Origin of the sequence: Lentzea sp. CC55, from assembly GCF_021056325.1 — a bacterium.
Taxonomy (GTDB): Bacteria; Actinomycetota; Actinomycetes; order Mycobacteriales; family Pseudonocardiaceae; genus Lentzea; species Lentzea jiangxiensis.
The window spans coordinates 137,534-152,004 of record NZ_JAJCXE010000045.1; the positions used below are offsets into that span (position 1 = coordinate 137,534).

Genomic DNA, 14,471 nt, shown 5'->3' on the forward strand with positions numbered 1-14,471 from the left:
TTGTCGCCCGCGGACGCGGGGTAGTCGAGGCACCGGCCGCTGGCCTCGTTGACGAGGTTGTACCCGTAGAACATGCCGCTGTTCCACAACCGCAGGCGCCACCGCTCGGTGACTCCGCCGTTGCAGGTCCACAGCCCGACCTTCGAGTTGTTGGCGCCGCCTCCGCTGGCGAAGTTGTCCAGGCAGTAGCCGCCGCGGCCCAGTGACCGCAGGTAGAACCAGTCGGAGTCGGCAACCGCAGCGCCGGCCCTGAGCTGCTTCTCGGCGTTCTGCACGGCTTCACCGAAGGTGGTCGGCGCTTCGTCCGCGGCGACGGCGGTGGACGTTCCCAACGACGTCAGCGTCGCCACGGCGAAGACAGCGGACAGCACGATCTTGCTCAGTTTCATCAAGCCCCCAGGCTCGTGAACGCCCAACGGACGAGGACGGTCCCCCATGGCCCGCCTCTGACCCGTTGAGCCCGGCAAGTAAAGCGAACCTTCGATTTGGCTGTCAACGACCCGTTTGTGTCCCAAGTGGACTGTGAGTGGCGTGCGGCCGAAGTCACCCCTGCGTCAGCGGCCACACCTCGACGACCCCGTGCGCGACCGCGCACGGGGTCCCGGACACCATCCGGACCGCTTCCTCCACCGAGTCGGCCTCGATGATCGCGAACCCCGCGACGGGCAGGTCCGACCTCAGGAACGCCCCTTCCGCCACCGCCACGCCCGCCCCACCCGGGTTGCGCACCCGCACGGGTGCCCCGGCGATGCCCATCTCCGCTCCTGCCGCCCGCAGCCGGTCGTCGTGCGCGTGCGCGGCATCGCGGACCGCCGGGTCGGTCCGGTCGTAGTCCGAGCGCTCCCCGTAGCCGATCGTCACGAACTTCACCGCTGAACCTCCTCCGTCCGGAACCCTTCACCGGGTACCGACCCCCCGGCCGCCCGGAACTCATCGGCACGTTCATCGACTGTTCACCCCACGGCTGCCACCACCCCCCTCGCGACGGCGTCGAAGTGGCGAAAGATCTGTTCTCCGACAGGGTTTTCCGCAGGGGTGGGAAGTGAAGAGAACGCTCGGCATCGGCCTCGCGGTCGTGCTGCTCGCGGGTGTGGTGACCGCGATCGTCCTCGGTCAGGGCGACGGGGCCGCCGGCCTCCGGACCGTGCGCGGGGTGATCGGCTCGGAGAAGCTCGCGTTCTTCGCCGACCAGCGGGTCAGGGACGTGTTCGCGAGGCACGGGCTGGTGGTCGAGGTGGACCCGGCCGGGTCGCGGCAGATCGCGACGGCGACCGACCTCGGCCCGTACGACTTCGCGTTCCCGTCGAGCGCGCCGGCGGCCGAGAAGATCCAGCGCGACCGCAAGGCCGCGCGGACGTACGCGCCGTTCTCCTCGCCGATGGTGGTCGCGACGTTCGACCCGATCGTCGACCTGCTCGCCGGGGCGGGCGTGGTGAAGTCCGGGCCGGGCTACCGGACGTTCGACGTGCAGGCCTACCTGGCGATCGCGGCGACCGGGACGCGGTGGGACCAGCTGCCCGGCAACAGCTCCTACCCCGCGCGCAAGAACCTGCTCGTCACCACGACCGACCCGCGCGACTCGAACTCGGCGGCGATGTACCTCGCGATCACGTCGTTCGTCGCCAACGGCGGTGTCGTGAGCAGTCCGGACGCCGAGGCGAAGGTGCTGCCGGCGGTGTCGCGGCTGTTCCTGGAGCAGGGGTACACGCAGAGCAGCACCGAGGGGCCGTTCGAGGACTACCTGTCCGCGGGGATGGGCAAGACGCCGCTCGTGCTCGCGTACGAGGCGCAGTTCGTCGACCGGGTGGTGCGCGGCGACTCGACGGTCCGGCCGGAGATGGAGCTGCTCTACCCGGCGCCGACGGTGTTGTCCAAGCACACGCTCGTGCCGCTGCGCGAGGCCGGCGACAGGGTCGGGCAGCTGCTCCAGACCGACGCCGAGCTGGGACGGCTCGCGGCGGCGTTCGGGTTCCGCACGGCCGACCCGAAGCACTTCGACGACGTCGTGCGGGAGAAGCGGCTGACCGTGCCGCGGACGATCGTGGACGTGGTCGAGCCGCCCGCGCACGAGACGCTCGAGCGGATGCTCGAGGCGATCGCGAAGCAGTACTGACGTGGCCGACTTCGTCCTGACCCCACCGGAACCCGTCGGACCCGTGCCCGCCGACCGCGTCGCCGGGCTGATCCCCGTCGCCGGCTCCGCCGAGCTGTCCTCGCGCGCCGAGGCGTTCGTCGCCGCGCTGGGTGCCGTCGACCCGCGGTCCCCCGGCTTCGGCCGGATCGTGGACGAGGCGCTGGTGCTCGGCGAGGCGGAAATGCGCGTGGCGGCGCAGATCGCGGGCAGGATGCTCGACCGCACGCTGGCGTCCGTCTCGTCACCGCTCGGCGCACAGGTCTCGACGAGCCTCGCCGAACTGCGCCGCTCGGTGCGCGAGCTCGACCCGCGGGACCTGGGCGAGCTCACCGGCCGCAAGGTCCTGGGGTTCCTCCCCGGCGGCAACGCGGCGAAGGGGCTGCTGGCACGGCTGCGGGCGGCGGACGAGCCGGTCAACCGGATCGTGCTGAGGCTGAGGTCGAGCCAGGACGCCCTCAAACGCGACAACGCGGCCATCAAGGGCGAGCGGCAGCGGTTGTGGGACCTGATGACCGAGCTGTCGCGGGCCTCCGCCCTGGCCGCCGAGATGGACGAGGCCGTCGAACGCCAGGCCGCGATCCTCGACCTCGCCGAACCCGAACGCGCCGAGGCGTTGCGCGCGGACGTCCTCTTCGGACTGCGGCAACGACGTCAGGACCTGCTGACCCAGCTCGCCGTGTGTGCACAGGGGTACCTGGCGCTGGACGTCGTGCGGCGCAACAACGACGAACTGGTCAAGGGCGTCGAACGAGCCGTCACCACGACGGTGACGGCGCTGCGGATCGGTGTCGCGGTCGCGGCGGCACTGGCCGGGCAGCGCGAGGTGGCCGGCCAGGTCGACGCCGTGCGCGGGCTCACCGACTCGATCCTGAAGTCCAACGCGGCACTGCTGTCCTCCCAGGGGCAGGACGTCCAGCGCATCGCCGCCACCCCCGCCGTCGGCGTCGAGGCGGTGCGGACGTCGTTCGACCAGATCTACGCCGCGATCGACGCGATCGACACCTTCAAGGCCCGCGCGGCCGACTCCCTGTCGAGCACGGTCACCGCGCTCGACGCCGAGATCCGCCGCGCCCACGACCACCTGAGCCGCGTGCGCGGCGCCGAGGAGCAAGCATGATCCGCCGTCTCCTCCCCGCGGCCGCCGTCGTGGCGCTGCTGGCGGGGTGTTCCGATTCCCCCGACCCGGCGAAACCCGTCGGCGACGCCGAGCCCGGCACGCTGCGCGTCCTCGCCGGCAGCGAACTGGCCGACCTCCAGCCGGTCCTCGACGAGGCCGCCAGGGCCACCGGTGTCAGCGTCAAGTTCAGCTTCACCGGCACGGTCGAGGGCGCCGAGAAGGTCGCGAGCGGCGCGGCCGAGCAGGGCTTCGACGCCGTCTGGTTCTCCTCCAACCGCTACCTCGAACTCGTGCCGGACGCCCAGAGGCGGCTCGGCACGCCGACCAAGGTCATGTCCTCGCCCGTCGTGCTCGGACTGCCCGCCGCCAAGGTCGAGGAGCTCGGCTGGGACGGCCGGCGCGTCGGCTGGGCCGAGATCGCCGAGGCGGCCGGGGCGCGGAAGTTCACCTACGGCATGACCGACCCGTCCGCCTCCAACTCCGGGTTCTCCGCACTGGTCGGCGTCGCGGCCGCGTTGTCGGGATCGGGTTCGGCACTGGACGCGGCGCGGATCGACGCGGTCGCGCCGCGGCTCAAGCAGTTCTTCTCGGCGCAGACGCTGTCGGCTGGCTCGTCGGGCTGGCTGTCCGAGGCCTACACGAGGCGCGCCAGGGGCGAGGACCCCGGTGCGGGCGTGGACGGTCTGATCAACTACGAGTCGGTGCTGCTGTCGCTGCCCGAGCCGTTGACCCTGGTCTACCCGAGCGACGGGGTGGTGACCGCCGACTACCCGCTGACCCTGCTCACCTCGGCGTCGGCGGAAGCCCGTGAGGCGCACCGGAAGCTGTCGGACCACCTGCGCGGCGCCGACGTCCAGCGCAGGATCGTGGAGACCACCCACCGCCGCCCCGCCGTGCCGCAGGTGCGGCTCGGTGACGAGTTCGCCGTCAAGGACCTGGTGGAGCTGCCGTTCCCCGGCAGCCAGTCCGCTGTGGACGGTCTGATCACCACGTACTTCGACCGGTTGCGCCGCCCGTCCCGGACGCTCTACGTGCTCGACACCTCCGGGTCGATGCAGGGTGACCGCATCGAGGGCCTGCGCCAGGCGTTGACCGGCCTGACCGGGGCCGACGAGTCGCTGGCCGGCAGGTTCAGCCGGTTCCACGGCCGCGAGCAGGTGACCCTGCTGCCGTTCAGCAGCACCGCGCGGCCGCCGCTGACCTACGAGGTGCCGCAGGACGACCCGCGGCCGGTCCTCGACCGGATCCGCTCGACGGCGACCTCGCTCGACGCGGCCGGCGGCACGGCGATCTACAGCAGCCTGCGCGGTGGTTACGACGTGCTGCGCCGGCAGGTCGACGCCGATCCGGACAGGTTCACGTCGATCGTGCTCATGACCGACGGCGAGAACACCGGCAGTGAGGACGCCGGCGACTTCCGGCTGTTCCACCAGGCCCTGCCGAGCGACCTCAAGGGCGTCCCGATCTTCCCCGTGCTGTTCGGCGAGAGCGCGACCGCCGAGATGGAGCAGGTGGCGAAGATGAGCGGTGGCAAGGTGTTCGACGCCCGCAGCCGCTCGCTCTCCTCCGCCTTCAAGGAGATCCGTGGCTATCAGTAGGTACCTCGCCTCCTGGAAGAACCTCGCGGGCTGCGCCGGCGGCCTGATCGGCCTGGGGCTGCACCTCGCCGGGCTGGCCGGCTCCTACTGGCTGCTCGTGGTGGCGGGCCTGTACGGCGTGGGCGCTCTGGCCGCGCCACCCGAGCGGATCACCCTCGTGACCGACCCGGAGGAGGAAGCCGGCGCGCTGCGGTCGGAACTGGACGCGCTGGTGGACCGGGTGGGAGGCCTGCGCGTGCCCGCCGAGGCCGTGCCGAGGCTCGCGGAGGTCGCCGAGGTGCTGCGCGGCATGCTGGACCGCCCGCGCGAGCTGCGCGCGGACCCGGACGCCCTGCACGCCGTCACCCGGCTCGTCGGCACGGACCTGCCGCTGTCCGTGCAGTCGTACCTGAACCTCCCGTGGTGGTATGCCGCCGCACGCGGTTCGGGCGCGGAACTGCTCCGGCAGCTGGACCTGCTGCACGCCGACGCGATCAGCGCGGCGGAGCGGTTCCACGCGGCCGACGCACAGCGGCAGGCCGACCACACCCGCTACCTGGAGGACCGCTGAGTCCTCTTCGGACTCGAGGGCGCGGACCGGCGCCGGAGTCGCCGCACGGCACATCACCGAAGAGCAACCGAATGGTAACGGCGGGACATACCGACCAATCGCCCGGCCGACCGGGCTGGTGTGCTCGGACCATGGACATCGAGAAGGCGATCGCGGCCCTGGACCTGCCCGCGAAGGTGCGGCTGCTGACGGGCTCCGCGCTCTTCGCGCTGCACGACGAGCCCGGGATCGGGCTGGCGTCGCTCAAGCTGTCCGACGGGCCGACCGGTGTCCGCGGCGCGGAGCTCCGGGGCGGCACGGTCGCGTGCGTGCTGCCGAACGCCACCTTGCTCGCCCAGCACTGGGACACGGCGCTGGCCCACGAGGTCGGCGAGGTGCTCGCGGACGAGGCGCAGGCACAGCAGGTGCACGTCGTGCTCGGGCCGACGATCAACCTGCACCGCACCCCGCTCGGCGGCCGCCTGTTCGAGGCCTACAGCGAGGACCCGCTGCTCACGGGAGCCCTGGCGGCCGCCTACGTCCGGGGCCTGCAGGGAAAGGGCATCGCGGCGACGCCGAAGCACTACGTGGCCAACGAGTCCGAGACCGAGCGGCGCACGGCGAGCATGGTGCTCGACGACAAGACGTTGCGCGAGGTGTACCTGTTGCCGTTCGAGATCGTCGTCCAGGACTCCGCGCCGTGGGCGGTCATGGCGGCCTACAACAACGTCAACGGCGTTCCCGCCACCGAGCACACCGAACTGGTGGAGGGTGTGCTGAAGGGCGAGTGGGGGTTCGACGGCCTGCTGATGTCCGACTGGTTCGCCACCAAGTCCACGGCGGCGAGCGCCAACGGCGGCCTCGACCTCGTGATGCCCGGTCCCGGCGGCCCCTGGGAGGACCGGCTCGTCGCGGCCGTCGAGGCGGGTGAGGTCGCCGAGGCGGTCGTCGACGACCACGTGCGCCGGCTGCTGCTCCTGGCGTCGCGGACCGGCGCGTTCGGCGTCCCGCGGTCGTGGCCGCGGGACCTGCCCGCGCCGGACAGCCCGGGGCGCCGCGACCAGCTGAGGAGGTTCGCCGCGGGCGGCATGGCCGTGCTGAAGAACTCCGGGGTGCTGCCGCTGGCCGAGCCCGCGATCGCGTTGATCGGCCGGCACGCCACCGACACCGTCGCGCAGGGCGGCGGCTCGGCCGGGGTGCGGCCGCCGCACGTCATCAGCATCGCGGACGGCCTGACCTCGCTGCTCGGCGACCGGGTGTCCGTCGTGGACGGCGTGGAGGTCCGCCTGCGCCACGCCGCCCCTCGCGCCGGGGTGCTGCGGAACGTCCGCGCCACGACGTTCGACGCGAGCGGCGAGGTGCTGGCGTCGCGCGAGATGGAGATCGCGGAGCTCGCCGCGTACGGCGGCTGGGCGCAGGGCGCCGCGTCGATCGAGCTGTCCGGCGAGTTCGCGGCGGCCGTGCCCGCGCGGATGCTCGTCGGGGTCCGCGGGTTCGGCGAGTGGACGGTCGAGGCCGGCGGATCGACGTACTCCGAGCGCCTGGCCTGGGCGGACGGCATCGTCGAGGAAGCGCTGCTCAAGCCGCCGCACTGGACGACCGAGGTCCTGGCGGCCCCCGGAGACCGGATCACCGCGCGCGTCCGCGGGGCCAGCGCGCTGGTCGGCCTCATCGCCCAGCCCGTCCCCCGCGCTTCCGCCGACGCGATCGGTGCGGCCGTGCGGGCCGCGCGCGAGGCGGACGTGGCGGTCGTGGTCGTCGGCCTCACCGAGGAGCAGGAGACCGAGGGCTTCGACAAGACCACGCTCGCGTTGCCGGGCGACCAGGACGCGCTGGTCTCGGCGGTGGCGGCGGCCGCGAAGCGCACGGTCGTCGTGGTGAACGCCGCGACACCGGTGCTGATGCCGTGGCTCGCCGAGGTCGACGCGGTGCTGTGGGCGGGACTGCCCGGTCAGGAAGCCGGTGACGCCGTCGCCGCCGCGCTCCTCGGCCACGTCGAGCCGGCCGGACGCCTGGTCACCACGTTCCCCCGCGGCGACGAGGACGCGTTGCCGCTCGTTCCGTCCGACGGCGAACTGCGCTACTGCGAGGGCACCGCGATCGGCTACCGGGCGGCGACCGACCCGTTGTTCTGGTTCGGCCACGGCCTCGGCTACACGACCTGGGAGTACGGCGAGGTCTCCACGTCCCTCGCGGACGGGACGATCTCCTGCGTGGAGGTGGAGCTCACCAACTCCGGCGAACGGGACGGCCGGGAGGTCGTGCAGGTCTACCTGCGGCCGCGGGACGAACCGGTGCGCCTCATCGGTTTCGCGGTCGCGGACGTCGGCGCCGGCGAGACCGCGCGGGTCGAGGTGCCGTGTTCGGCGCGCGTGCAACGGGTGTGGGCGGACGGCTGGCACCCGCTGACCGGCGGTGAGGTGCTGATCGCCCGCGGGCTCGGTGACGTCCGGGTCGTCCTGCCGGCCGGGAACGGGTGACCGCGTCCAGTCGCGGGTGGACCCGCCGGGTGAGAGGTCCGGAGCGGAGGCGGTGGTGGCTGCCGCGACGTCGTGAGCCGCTCGAACGCCGGGAACGGCTCCCGCAAGGTGGTGGCCCGGATTCAGTCTGGGGGACCCGTCCGGGCCACCGGTCTTGCGGATAGGTGGCCGACGTGCGCGGTGACTTTCACACGCCGGCCGGGTTCTGGGGGAACCGGACCCGGGAACTGCGCCGACCCCCACTCCCGGGAGGTTGACCGGGCCTGGCGGCGCAGGTTCCGGATCTGGGTACAAAGGTGCCAGGAGGCGCGCACAGATTTCGCCCAGGCCGCGCACAGGTGGCCCGGAAGTGCGCGAGGATGGCTGTGCACCCCGGTGCCCGGATCATCGAGGAGAGATGCACCTGTGGAGTTCCTGCTGCTCGGTTCGCTGGAGGCACGGCGGGCGGGCACACCGCTGGAACTGGGCGGACCGAGGCGGCGCGCGGTGCTCACCATGCTGCTGCTGCACGCCAACGAGGCTGTCAGCGTCGCACAGCTGACGGACGCCGTCTGGGACTCACCGCCCGTTTCCCCCGAGTCGAACCTGCGCACGTACGTCGCAGGGTTGCGCAAGGTCCTCGGGGACCGGTTGAGAACCAGACCGGGCCACGGCTACGAGCTCGTCGTCGAACCGGGCGAGCTCGACCTGGACGCGTTCGAGGACCTGGTCCGAGCAGGTGAGAGCGCTCTCATCGAGGGGGACGCCGAAGCGGCGGCGGACCACCTGGGACAGGCGCTCGCCCTCTGGCGCGGTGTCCCGACCGCCGAGCTCAACGCGGGACCGTTGCTGCGCGCGGAGCTGACCCGGGTCCAGGAGCGCAGGCTGACGGCGGTCGAACGGTTCGCCAAGGCGTCGCTGGAGCTCGGCCGGTTCGACGACGTGGTCGACCGGTTGCGGCTGGAGACGGCGCTGCACCCGCTGCGCGAGGAGCTCTGGGCGCAGCTGATGATCGCCCTGGACCGCGCCGGCCGCCGCGGTGAGGCGCTGGAGGCCTACGCCGCGGCTCGCCGGCACGTGGTCGAGCAGGTCGGTGTCGAACCGGGCGCGCGGTTGCGCCAGTTGCAGCAGGTGGTCCTGGAGAGCCGGGCGCCCTCACCCGCGGCCTTGACCGCGCACCGCCAGCTGCCGATGGACATCGCCGAGTTCACCGGCCGCGAGTCGGAGCTGCGGCAGCTGTGCGCACCGGGACCGCAGACCACGGTCGTGATCTCCGCGATCGAGGGCATGGCCGGGGTCGGCAAGACCAAGCTGGCCGTGAGGGCCGCACATCAGCTGGTGCGGCGGTACCCGGACGTGCAGCTGTGGGCGGACCTGCACGGCTTCGACGCCGACGAGCTGCCCGCGGACCCGTCCGCCGTGCTGGAGAGCTTCCTGCGCCTGCTGGGCGTGTCCGGCGCGCAGATCCCGGAGTCGCTCGAGGAACGCGCGGCGCTCTACCGCGACCGGCTGGCGGGCAAGCGCGCGTTGGTGCTGCTGGACAACGCCGCCGGTGAGGACCAGGTGCTGCCGTTGCTGCCGGGCGGCGCGACCTGCATGGTGCTGATCACGAGCCGCCGCACGCTGCTGCGCCTCGACGGCGTGCGGTCGCTCTTCCTCGACGTCTTCACCGCCGCCGAGGCCCTGGCACTGCTCTCCCGGATCGCGGGCGAGGACCGCGTGCAGGCCGATCGCGAGGCGGCGGAGCGGATCGCCGAGCTGTGCGGGCACCTGCCGATCGCCGTGGCACTGGCCGCGAAACGCCTCGCCCGTCGTCCACAGTGGACCATGCGGGACCTCTTGACCCAACTGGAGCGAGGGGGCGGTCTCGGTGCGCGGGGCGTGTTCGACCTCTCGTACCAGGCGTTGCCCGAAAACCAGAGGCGTCTGTTTCGCCTCCTCGGACTCCACCCGGGAGAGGACGTCACCGCCGAGTCCGCCGCCGCCCTCGCCGGGCTGACCGCGTTCGAGGCGGGCGACCTGCTGGAGACGTTGCTCGACGAACACCTGCTGCAGCAGCACACCCCGGGCCGCTACAGCCTGCACGACCTGTTGCGCGCGTACGCCGCCGAACAGGTCGCGGCCGCCGAACCGCCGCCGGCCAGGGCGTTGGCGCGGCGCCGGGTGCTCGACTGGTACGTCAACACCGCGTGGCGGAGCGCCCAGCGGCTGAACCCGCAGCGCAAGCTGGAGATCGCGGCACCGGACCCGGCCGTGCACCCGCGTTCGTTCGCTGACCGGGACGCCGCCCTGCTGTGGTGCGACACCGAACGCGCGAACCTCGTCGCCGCCGTGCGCGAGGCAGCGGAGCACGACCTGCCGGAGCACTCCTGGAGCCTCGCCCAGTGCCTGTGGGACTTCTTCAACCTGCGCAAGCACTGGGCGGACTGGATCGACACGCACGGCATCGCGCTGGCCGCCGCGCGGTCGGTCGGCGACCGCGCCGCCGAGGGCAGGATGCTGATCACGCTCGGCATCGCGCTGCGCGAGGTCCGGCGGCACGACGAGGCGATCGAGCACACCCAGCGGGCCCTCGCGATCTTCCGTGCCACCGGGGACAGGTCGCGGCAGGAACCGGCGCTCAACAACCTGGGCATCGCCTACATGGTCCAGGGACGGGTCGACGAGGCGCTGGCGTGCTACGAGCAGTCCGCCGAGATCGCCCGTGAGCTGGGCAACGCGCACACCGAGGCGGTGCTGCTGAACAACATCGGCCTGCTGCACGCCGACGCGGGCCGGTTCGACGTCGCCCTGGCGCGGTACCTGCGGGCGCTCGAGATCCGGCAGGAGATCAAGGACCCGTACAGCGAGGCCATCCTGCTCAACAACATCGGCGAGGCGCACCGGGGCCTGCTCGACTTCGCCGGGGCCGCCTCGGTGGTCGACCGTGCGCTGGAGGTGTTCCGCGAGATCGGCGACCTGTACGGGCAGGCCGAGTCGCTCGACAACCTCGGGCTGGCGCTGGACGGCCTCGGCGACCGCCGGGGAGCGGAGAAGTGCTGGCTCGAGTCGGTCGCCCTGTTCGAGGAGCTGGGCGAACCCAAGGCCGACGAGGTCCGCGGGCGCCTGTGACGGGCGCGATCAAGCGGAGCGCGATCCGTGCCGTATCGCGCTCCTCCAGTCTGCCTGGACGGCCGCGGGCCGGGTGGTGACGCCTGAAGAGCAAGGACACGGCATGAGGGACCTCTCGTTCGACCTCGACGACCTGGAGCCGGGCGACCTCACGGCCGGTCCGTCCGTCCGGAACGCGTGAGCGTCCGCGTGCGGGGAGAAGCAGCGCCGTACGCACTCGTGCGCCTGGCTGCCCAGCCGCACCCGGCGGGCGCCGTGGCGGCAGCACCGTTCCGGCGGGCGGTGGAGGCGCTGGCGGCGGTCGAGGCCGCGCTGCTGTCGCTGGCCGGTCCGGTGTCGAAGCTGCTGCACGACAGCGCGGGCACCCACCCCGGCGCCTACCACCGCTCCGTCGTGCTGCCGCTGCGCCGAGACGTCCACAACGGACGGATGCCCCGCGCGTCCCTGTGCGCCGAGGCGGAGACCCTGGCGTCGCGGATCCCCCGGCTCGGCGAGTGGCTGTCGGCCGTGAGCCAGCGGGCCGTGCTGACCGCGGAGATCGACCGGCTGCTGCCGGACGCCCTCGCCGCGGAACGCGAGGTGCTCACGTCGGTGTGCGGGAACGAGTCCCTGCGGCGGGCCGCCGTCTTCGCCGGACGCGACGTCCGGCAAGGCCTCGCGCGGGCCGGCGCCGGGGACGGACGCGCTCGCAAGGCCGAGCCGGTGGTGCTGCGCCACGCCCTGCGCGCGACCTCGAAAGCCGGTCCCCCGTCCTGGTGCGCCGCGATCGGCTGGGCCACCTGGTCCCCCGACGCGCCCACGCCCGACTGGGGCACGCCGGTCGCCGTGACGCGGGTCAACCACGTGCTGCTGACCCGGCTGGTCGCCGCCCTGCTGGCCGACCGGGCCCACCTCTTCGACCACCCGCACCGCCTGGCCCCGGGCGTGCACACCGACGGCACCGTGAGGTTCCGCCGCGACGTCCCCGCCCTCGGCCCGCTGCGCGCGACCGCCGGCATGGAGGAGGACGTCGAACTGGCGTCGAGCCCGCCGTTGCGGTTCCTCATCGGTCTGACCGCGGCCAACCCCAAGGGCATCAGCCCCGCCGAGCTCGCGAGCGCGCTCGCCACCCGGCTGCCCGACGACGAGTCCGGCCGCGCGCAGCACCACGTCGCGCTGCTGCTCGACGTCAAATTGCTGGTGCCGGTGCTCCCGATCGACCCGCAGGACCCCGCCGCCCTGCCCGCGCTGGCCTCCTGGCTGCGCGACACCGGCCGCCGCGAGCTCGCCGGCCACGTGGCGTCGGTGCACCGCGACACGGTGGCCTTCGCCGGCCTCGACGCCGCCGCCCGTCCCGCCGCGCTGGCCGCCCTGTTCTCGTCGTGGGAGGCGCTGGGAGCGCTGGCCGGAACCGACCTCGGCGGCGTGACGCCGGTCAGCGAGGACGTCGTGCTGCCGCTGCCGGTCCGCCTCGGCCGTGCCCACGGTCGCGACGGCGTCCGCTCGCTGGCCGCGCTCACGCCGTTGCTCATGCTCTTCGACCGGCGCCTCGCGATCCGCCGGCACGCGCGCGACCGGTTCGTCGTGGAGTTCGGCCGCGGCGGCTCGGCCCGCCTCACCGCCTGCGCGCCGTCGCTGCGGGAGGCCATGTCCGGCGCGCCGACCGGTGGCCTCGGCGCCAGCCGTGCGCAGGTCGCCGATCTGGTGCGGGACGGCGTGATCACCGACGAGGCCGTCACCGCCGCCGAGGACCTGCTGCCCGCGTGGATGAGGACCAGGCCGGTCTCGTACTCGTTCTTCGCCCAGTCGTCACCGGACGGGCTCGTGGTGAACCGCGTCCACGACGGCTTCGGCCGCTTCCCAGGCCGGTACCTGGACCTGCTGCCGCCCGAGGCGTACGCCACCGTCCGGGCCACTTTGGACGGTGTGTTCCCGCGCGGTTTCGCCGAGTACCGGCCGGTACGGGGCTTCAACGCGAACCTGCACCCGCTGCTCGGCCGCGCCGAGGTCGGTGAGGACCCGCGCTGGGCCGACCACACGCCGGACGCCCTGGAGCTCTTCCACGACCAGGAGCACGACGAGCTCCGGCTGCGCCGCCGCGACACGGGTGCCCTGCTCGACGTCCTCCACCTCGGCCACCTCGCGCCGATCGCGCTGCCCGGCCGCACCGCCGCCCTGCACGCCGACCTCTCGTGCGGCGCCGCGGACCTCTCGCCGTTGCAGCCGGCCGAGGACGCCTCCGGCGTGCGCGTGGCGGGCCGCCTGCGCTACCGGGACGTCGTGCTCGGCCGTCGCCACTGGGACTTCCCCACCGGGTCGCTGCGGGAGGCGTTCACGTCGGTCGCCGGCGCCACCGCCCTCCGCGCCCGCTGGGGCATGCCCGCCGAGCTGTTCGCGGGCGGCGTCACCAGCTCTCGCGAGGAGTTCGAGGCGCACGGGAACGGACCCGGAGCGCAGTACGCGGACCTCACCAACGCCCTGCACCTGCGCCTGCTGCCCCGCCTGCTGTCCCGCCACCCCGGTCACCTCCGCCTCACCGAGGCGCTGCCGGTGCCGTCCGGCCAGGTGCTCGAGATCGTCGCGGAGACCTACCGGAGGGCCGGATGACCGCCGGCTCGGGGCAACGCGGCGGCGAGCGCACCCTCCCCAAACCCGCGCGGTGCACCGCCGCGCCGACGTGGGCACCGACCGCTCCGGACACCCCACCTGGCACTCCGGAAGGGCTTTTTGCATACGAAAAGCTGTAGTCTCGCGGGATGACCTCCCCGTCGGGTCGGCGCCGGGCTCCCCGCGGCTCTCTGAGCGCCGCCGCGGCGCGCCGGGTCGAACGACCCGCTCCGCTGCGCGAGGCCGTCTACGACGCACTGCTCGAGCTCATCGTCAACCGCACCCTCGCCCCCGGCCGGCACCTGGTCGAGGCCGAGCTGGCCGAGCACCTCGGCGTGAGCAGGCAGCCGGTGCGCGAGGCGCTGCAACGGCTGCAGACCGACGGCTGGGTCGACCTGCGGCCCGCCCAGGGCGCCTTCGTGCACACGCCGACCGAGGAAGAAGCCGACCAGCTGCTCGCCGTGCGCGGCGTGCTGGAGACCTACTCCGCGAAGCTCGCCGCCGAGCACGCCACCGCGACCGACGTGAAGCTCCTCAGGAAGCTCCAGGAGGCAGGTGAGAAAGCCCTCGCCTCCGCGAACGTCGACCGCCTGGTCAAGGCGAACGCCGACCTGCACGCGGCCGTCGCGACGATCGGCCGCAACAAGGTCCTGTCCGAGATGATCGGCCTGGTCGACCGCCGGGTGCGCTGGTACTACACGCCGATCGCCCGCCCCCGCAGCCGCGACTCGTGGAACGAGCACGCCGAGCTGGTCACGGCCATCGCCGACGGCGACGCCGAGCGGGCCGGCGAGGTCATGCACCACCACGCGGAGCAGACCCGCCGGACCTACCACGACCACAAGACGGCCGAGGGAACCGCGGACAGCGACTGATCCACCACCGGCGTCGAGCGAAGGACCCCTGTCCCGCTTCACCGGCACCGGGTCGCGCCTGG

10 protein-coding genes are annotated in these 14,471 nt (G+C 73.2%); 8 read left to right on the forward strand and 2 right to left on the reverse strand.

All coding sequences use genetic code 11. The features are described from left to right. Together L6E10_RS28805 and L6E10_RS28810 are read right to left on the reverse strand one after the other, a co-directional pair. Positions 1-389, reverse strand: a 389-nt coding sequence (locus L6E10_RS28805) for an RICIN domain-containing protein (RefSeq protein ID WP_236223212.1), incomplete at its 3' end; no start/stop codon positions are given. A gap of 154 nt (positions 390-543) precedes the next feature. Next, entirely contained in the window at positions 544-870 is a 327-nt protein-coding gene (locus tag L6E10_RS28810) for a YciI family protein (protein ID WP_236223214.1), read from the reverse strand. Positions 871-1,042: 172 nt separating this feature from the next. Here L6E10_RS28810 and L6E10_RS28815 point away from each other — a divergent pair, with 172 nt between their 5' ends. From L6E10_RS28815 to L6E10_RS28850, 8 genes are all read left to right on the forward strand, one after another. Next, complete coding sequence (locus tag L6E10_RS28815) at positions 1,043-2,113, forward strand: hypothetical protein (RefSeq protein WP_236223215.1); 1,071 nt, start codon at positions 1,043-1,045, stop codon at positions 2,111-2,113. A 1-nt stretch (position 2,114) separates the two neighbouring features. Then, the gene (locus L6E10_RS28820; RefSeq protein WP_236223217.1) at positions 2,115-3,251 is read left to right on the forward strand and encodes a toxic anion resistance protein; all 1,137 of its coding nucleotides are present in this window, start codon (positions 2,115-2,117) and stop codon (positions 3,249-3,251) included. Beyond that, positions 3,248-4,849 (forward strand): VWA domain-containing protein, encoded by a 1,602-nt coding sequence (locus tag L6E10_RS28825; protein WP_236223219.1) that lies wholly within the window; start codon positions 3,248-3,250, stop codon positions 4,847-4,849. Before L6E10_RS28820 ends, L6E10_RS28825 begins: the two co-directional genes overlap by 4 nt. Beyond that, on the forward strand, positions 4,836-5,399 hold the full coding sequence (locus tag L6E10_RS28830) for a hypothetical protein (RefSeq protein ID WP_308102899.1): 564 nt from the start codon (positions 4,836-4,838) through the stop codon (positions 5,397-5,399). Before L6E10_RS28825 ends, L6E10_RS28830 begins: the two co-directional genes overlap by 14 nt. A gap of 131 nt (positions 5,400-5,530) precedes the next feature. After that, entirely contained in the window at positions 5,531-7,858 is a 2,328-nt protein-coding gene (locus L6E10_RS28835) for a glycoside hydrolase family 3 C-terminal domain-containing protein (RefSeq protein WP_236223221.1), read from the forward strand. Positions 7,859-8,263: 405 nt separating this feature from the next. Continuing rightward, complete coding sequence (locus L6E10_RS28840) at positions 8,264-10,948, forward strand: BTAD domain-containing putative transcriptional regulator (RefSeq protein ID WP_236223222.1); 2,685 nt, start codon at positions 8,264-8,266, stop codon at positions 10,946-10,948. A gap of 189 nt (positions 10,949-11,137) precedes the next feature. After that, on the forward strand, positions 11,138-13,534 hold the full coding sequence (locus L6E10_RS28845) for a lantibiotic dehydratase (RefSeq protein WP_236223224.1): 2,397 nt from the start codon (positions 11,138-11,140) through the stop codon (positions 13,532-13,534). Between the two features lie 149 nt (positions 13,535-13,683). Beyond that, positions 13,684-14,409, forward strand: coding sequence for a GntR family transcriptional regulator (locus L6E10_RS28850; protein WP_236223226.1), 726 nt, complete (start codon positions 13,684-13,686; stop codon positions 14,407-14,409). The last annotated feature ends 62 nt before the right edge of the window (positions 14,410-14,471 follow it).